The organism is Chroococcidiopsis sp. SAG 2025 (assembly GCF_032860985.1).
Lineage (GTDB): Bacteria > Cyanobacteriota > Cyanobacteriia > Cyanobacteriales > Chroococcidiopsidaceae > Chroococcidiopsis.
In genome coordinates this window covers 1-5,823 of sequence record NZ_JAOCNC010000007.1, presented here as the reverse complement: position 1 = coordinate 5,823, position 5,823 = coordinate 1, and the positions used below count along the sequence as shown (strand labels likewise).

The following is a 5,823-nucleotide window of genomic DNA, read 5'->3' as shown; positions in this document are numbered from 1 at the left end:
TTCCGCCAAGGGAACGGAGCCGTGACAGTCATCGATTATCCTCAAGGCTTAAATGGTTTACCCGTGTTGCAAGCAATGAATATTACCACCCACTTAGGCGGGGGCGTACTCGATAAGACAGCATCTGGGGCGTTGTAAAGATCGTTGGTCATGAATAAGTCAAAAGTCAAAAGTCAAAAGTCAAAAGTCAAAAGTCAAAAGTCAAAACCAAGAACAACTAACCACGATTTATTACAAATGACATAGGGCGAAGCCCTTCCCGTAGGGTATGACAAATGACAAATGACAATGAGTGAATTACTACGACAAGTACGGGTTATCGATCCGGTGACGGGGAGCGATCGCCAAGCATGTGACGTGTTAATTGTAGATGGTGCGATCGCGGCAATAGCGCCACAATTGACCGATTATCCGGCTGATACTCAAGTTAAAGACTGTCAAGGCTCGATCTTAGGCACGGGGCTGGTAGATCTCTATAGCCATTCGGGAGAACCAGGATTTGAAGAACGGGAGACGCTGGCAACTCTTGCAGCTGCGGCTGCTGCTGGCGGCTTCACGCGCGTCAATTTGTTACCCAATACCGTTCCGCCTGTGGATAACTCGGCTGTGGCGTTGAGACTAATGCAGCAGGGAGCAGGGAGCAGAGGAGCAGAGGAGCTGAGGGAGAAAGATCGCTCCCGACTACGCGGCTCCGATGCGGAGGACACCTCGCCTGGAACCCGCTTCCCGACTCCCGACTCCCGACTCCCTCAGCTCTCTTTCTGGGGTGCGCTGACAACCGGAGTCCAAGGACAGCAAATGACGGAGTTAGCAGAATTGGGGGCGGCGGGAATTGTGGGTTTTGCTGACGGTCAGCCAATTGAAAATTGGGGGCTGTTGCGGCGGATGTTGGAATATCTCAAACCTTTAGATAAGCCAGTAGCGCTCTGCGCTTGTCACCGTGGTCTGGTTGGCAATGGAGTGGTGCGAGAGGGTGTTTACTCTATGCGATCTGGCTTACCTGGCAATCCCGCGATCGCAGAAACAACTGCTCTGGCTGCTCTGCTAGAGTTAATTGCCGCGATTGGTACTCCCGTGCATCTGATGCGGGTTTCTACTGCCCGTAGCGTTGAGTTAATCGCAACGGCAAAAGAACGTGGTTTACCAATTACCGCTAGTACGACTTGGATGCATCTATTGCTCGATACCAAAGCCTTGAGCAGTTACAATCCTGCTTTACGGGTGGAACCACCTTTAGGCAATCCTGAAGATGTTTTAGCCCTACGCCAAGGCGTGCGGACAGGAGTTATAGACGCGATCGCGATCGACCACACGCCCTATACCTACGAAGAAAAAACTGTTGCCTTTGCGGAAGCACCCGCTGGAGCAATTGGCTTAGAACTCGCTTTACCCCTACTGTGGGAAAATCTTGTAGCAACTGGAGAATTCTCCGCCCTAGAATTGTGGCAAGCGTTAAGTCACCGTCCAGCTGGGTGCTTGCAACAGAATGTAAATGCGATCGCTCCCAACTCCCCAGCCGAATTGATTCTCTTCGACCCCCAACACACTTGGACTGTGACGCAGCAGACTTTAAAATCTCGCTCTCACAATACCCCTTGGCTGGGTCAACAAGTCAACGGTCGTGTTGTCAAAATCTGGCTGTAGAGTCTAATTTAATTCAACTCTCCAATTCGGTTGAGAGGCCAAAACCGGACAATTGCCCGACCAATGATATTATCTCTAGGGACAAATCCCCAAAAATGACTGTCATAACTGTTGTTGCGGTTATCACCTAAAACTAGGTAAGAATTCGGTGGTACGGTGACAGGTCCGTACTGGTACTGTGGCGGAGCTTCAATATACTTTTCCTGCAAGGGGCGATCGTTGATATAGACCCGCTCTCCTTTAACTTCTACTTTATCCCCTGGCAGTCCAACAATACGTTTAATAAAAGCGTCTTTCAGGTTAGGATTATCTTTTTTAATTGTCTCTGTAGGTGAAAATACGACAATATCGCCCCGTTCCGGCTCGACAAAATGATAACTGACTTTGTCCACAATCAGCTTGTCATACTTTTGGAGTGTCGGAACCATTGATTCTGAAGGAATCCAGCGGGCTTCAGCCACAAAGGTACGAATACCCAAAGCCAAAATTACACTCAAGATAATCGTTCTGCCTAGTTCTCCAATCCACGATCCTTCGTTGTCTTGAGGAGAATTCTGCTCTGGCACTTGATTTTGGACTCGCGACATAGATGCTAAATCTTTTGTTTAGGGGGTAGTAGGTTAAAAAACGTAAAGTGAAAAATGTTGCTTGTTAATCGGATCTATAGAAATTGTATTCTCTCTATTATCAGTTATCAGTTATCAGTGACCAGTTATCAGTGGTAATTGGTAGTCTCTTCCCCAGCGACTACGCGGCTCCGATGCGGAGGACACCTCGCCTGGAACCCGCTTCCCGACTCCCGACTCCCGACTTACGACTTACGGCTTCTTTATGTCATCTACTTCTAGCTTACTCATTCGCCACGCTCGTATCCTGTTGCCCTCTGGAGAATTTCTCTTGGGAGATCTTCTGACTCGCGATCGCCAGATCGTTGAAATTGCCGCAAATATTGCCACTCCCAGCGACGCAGCCGTGACGGAAATTGACGCAACGGGTTTAACTTTGCTACCAGGGGCGATCGATCCGCAAGTCCACTTTCGCGAACCAGGACTAGAACATAAAGAAGATTTATTCACCGCTAGCTGTGCTTGTGCTAAGGGTGGAGTGACTTCGTTTCTGGAGATGCCTAACACTCGTCCGCTGACGACGACTCAACAAACGCTAGATGACAAGCTACAACGAGCTGCCCAAAAGTGTTTGGTCAATTATGGCTTTTTTATCGGAGCAACTGCTGAAAATCTCCCCGACTTGCTGACTGCTCACCCCACACCAGGGATCAAGATTTTTATGGGTTCGATGCACGGGGCATTATTGGTAGATGGAGAAGCGTATTTAGAAGCAATTTTTGCTCGGGGCGATCGCTTAATTGCCGTTCATGCCGAAGATCAAGCCCGCATTAACCAACGACGACAAGAATTTGCCGGCATTCACGATCCGGCAATTCACTCGCAAATTCAAGACAATCAAGCCGCGCTTCTAGCTACGCAATTAGCACTCAAACTATCGAAAAAGTACCAACGTCGCTTGCATATTCTCCATATGTCTACAGCTGAAGAAGCTGAGTTATTGCGCCAAGACAAACCGAGTTGGGTAACGGCGGAAGTTACGCCCCAGCACTTGTTACTCAATACCGATGCTTATGAAAAAATTGGGACTTGGGCGCAGATGAATCCACCACTGCGATCGCCTCGCGACAATGAAGTTCTCTGGCAAACTTTACTCGATGGTGTCATCGATTTTATCGCCACAGACCACGCGCCGCACACCCTAGAAGAGAAAGCCCAGCAATATCCCAATACACCTTCTGGTATGCCCGGGGTTGAGACATCTTTGCCTCTGATGCTGACACAGGCAATGCAAGGGCGCTGTACCGTTGCCCAGGTATCTCATTGGATGTCTACAGCTGTAGCCAAAGCTTACAAAATACCTAATAAAGGGGCGATCGCTCCAGGTTATGATGCCGATCTCGTCCTCGTCGATTTGAATAACTACCATCCCGTCAAACGGGAAGAATTACAAACGAAATGTGGTTGGAGTCCCTTTGAAGGTTGGCATTTAACTGGTTGGTCTGCCTACACCATTGTCGGCGGTCAAGTCGTCTACGATCGTGGCAAGTTAAATACTCAGGTAAGAGGACAAGCGTTGAGTTTTGGCGAGTAGTTGTTGACAGTTATCAGTGAAGAAAGGGTGTGGGTTGTGGGGTGTGGGGTGTGGGGTGTAGGGTGTGGGGTGTCGTAAGTGAAAGACTCTCCCCTTGTCCCCCTTGTCCCCCTTGTCCCTCTTGTCTTATCAACTCTTCCCAAGTCTTTATCGCCTCCGCCGTCTTCCCTTGCTGTGCTTGGAGAATTCCCAAGCGTAAGGTGAGTTCGGCGTTGAGTTTTTCTAGTCGAGCGAGCGATCGCTGTAGGATATTCTCTTGGTTAGAACGAGACGTTTCTGTCACTGGTGGAGTGGCAGATTCAGGCTGAGGAGTAGCTGGTACGGATTCAGGTAGCGATCGCGTTTGTTTGAGTTGTGCTAAAGCTTTCTGAATATTTTTCTGGGTAGAAGTCTTAGCTTCCCGATATTGCTCGATTGCCGTTTCGATGGGCTTATCTCCCAACAAAGCTTTACGAGCATTAGTCAAATCTTTACCCCTACTATCTTGAGGTTGCCACTCGGCAGCACGCAAGAGCAGATTGGTTTCGTAGAGTTCCAAGCGACTTTGAAATTGGGGCTGCTGCCAACTTTGCCATAAAGATGCTCCAGCCAGTAAAACTGTTAAAACCGTCAACGCACTTAAAACTACCCGCTTAATTGTCATGCCAAACTCTAGAATGCGATCGCCCTTCTTGAGCATTATGGCAAGAAACAGCCAGAGGGAAAAATTTTTCCCTAGCGATGGCGATCGCTGCAAGTTAAAATGACCCTGGCAATAAATTTGAATTCTAAACCTTAGCTCTTATCTAAATGACCACTCGTGTTGTAATCGTGCGCCACGGACAAAGCAGCTATAACGCCGAACGTCGCATCCAAGGACGTAGCGATGTTTCAGTTTTAACAGAACGAGGGCGTGAAGATGCCCTCAAAGTCGGCGCAGCCCTTAGCAATCTCAACTTTGCCGCTATCTACTCCAGCCCGCTGCAACGTGCCAGACAAACAGCAGAAATCGTTCGCAACTGTTTTGCCACGACAACACCTCTAACAGTTACAGAACAGTTATTAGAAATTGACTTACCCCTATGGGAAAAGCTAACAGTCCATGAAGTCAAGGAGAAATTTCCCACAGATTACCGCTTGTGGCACGAGTTTCCTCACGAATTCAAAATGGAGCTACAAACGCCGCAAGGCACAAAAGAGCATTTTCCCGTCCTCGCTCTCTATCAACAGGCACGACAATTTTGGCAAGATATTCTCTCCCGCCATGCTGGGGAAACTATCCTGATTGTCGGACACAACGGCATTAACCGCGCCCTCCTCAGTACCGCAGTTGGCATTTCTCCCAGCCGCTATCATTCCATCCAACAATCAAATTGCGGGATTAGCGTCTTAAATTTCAAACCTCCCTTCCCGCCTGCTGAAAGTCAAGGTCAAGGCGGTTCCGTACAGCTTGAATCGATGAATCAACTCGCCCATTTGGGAAGAGATGTTTTACCATCTTTCCGACCAAACCACCAAGGACAAAGAATCTTACTGATTCGGCATGGCGAAACTGAGTGGAATCGCCAGACCAAATTTCAAGGGCAAATTGACGTTCCCCTCAATGACAATGGCAGAGAACAAGCCCGTAAAGCAGCAGAATTTCTCAAAACTGTAAAACTCGATTTTGCCTTCAGCAGTCCGATGCTGCGTCCCAAGGAAACAGCCGAAATTATTTTGCAGCATCACCCCGAAACTCAACTGAAGTTATACGACGGACTTAGAGAAATCGGTCACGGACTTTGGGAAGGAAAATTAGAAGCAGAAATCGAGCAAACATTTCCAGGGGAATTAGAACGGTGGCGGACAGTACCAGGTGAGGTACAAATGCCAGAAGGAGAAAATTTACAGCAAGTCTGGGAACGCAGCGTTGTTGATTGGCAGAAGATGCTAGCTTCGGTAGCAGATCGCCCTCAGACAGGTATAGTGGTGGCACACGATGCCACCAACAAAGTTTTGCTGTGCCATGTTTTAGGCTTATCCACCGCTCAGTTTTGGAAC

At 48.5% G+C, this 5,823-nt stretch carries 5 protein-coding genes and 1 pseudogene; 4 read left to right on the top strand and 2 right to left on the bottom strand.

All coding sequences use genetic code 11. The annotated features are described in order from the left end of the window. Positions 1-138 (top strand): annotated as a pseudogene (locus N4J56_RS41770) (histidine phosphatase family protein); the annotation flags it as partial. A gap of 144 nt (positions 139-282) precedes the next feature. Continuing rightward, positions 283-1,644, top strand: coding sequence for a dihydroorotase (locus N4J56_RS39670; RefSeq protein ID WP_317112510.1), 1,362 nt, complete (start codon positions 283-285; stop codon positions 1,642-1,644). A gap of 8 nt (positions 1,645-1,652) precedes the next feature. On the opposite strand, the gene lepB is transcribed toward N4J56_RS39670, so the two are convergent. Further along, positions 1,653-2,231 (bottom strand): signal peptidase I, encoded by a 579-nt coding sequence (gene lepB / locus N4J56_RS39665; RefSeq protein ID WP_015157258.1) that lies wholly within the window; start codon positions 2,229-2,231, stop codon positions 1,653-1,655. Between the two features lie 244 nt (positions 2,232-2,475). Here lepB and N4J56_RS39660 point away from each other — a divergent pair, with 244 nt between their 5' ends. Further along, a complete protein-coding gene (locus N4J56_RS39660) occupies positions 2,476-3,804 on the top strand; it encodes a dihydroorotase (RefSeq protein WP_317112509.1) in 1,329 nt (442 codons plus the stop codon). 13 nt (positions 3,805-3,817) lie between these two features. Here the strand turns inward: N4J56_RS39660 and N4J56_RS39655 are convergent, their stop codons facing one another. Beyond that, positions 3,818-4,540: a hypothetical protein gene (locus tag N4J56_RS39655; protein WP_317112507.1), complete on the bottom strand. Its 723-nt coding sequence runs from the start codon at positions 4,538-4,540 to the stop codon at positions 3,818-3,820. 53 nt (positions 4,541-4,593) lie between these two features. Here N4J56_RS39655 and N4J56_RS39650 point away from each other — a divergent pair. Then, positions 4,594-5,823, top strand: a 1,230-nt coding sequence (locus N4J56_RS39650) for a histidine phosphatase family protein (protein WP_317112506.1), incomplete at its 3' end; no start/stop codon positions are given.

What these genes read in the sequence shown, in the direction of transcription:
- N4J56_RS39660 (WP_317112509.1), top strand. Translation starts at nt 2,476, where the DNA reads ATGTCATCTACTTCTAGCTTACTCATTCGCCACGCTCGTATCCTGTTG.
- N4J56_RS39670 (WP_317112510.1), top strand. Translation starts at nt 283, where the DNA reads ATGACAATGAGTGAATTACTACGACAAGTACGGGTTATCGATCCGGTG.
- lepB (WP_015157258.1), bottom strand. Translation starts at nt 2,231, where the DNA reads ATGTCGCGAGTCCAAAATCAAGTGCCAGAGCAGAATTCTCCTCAAGAC.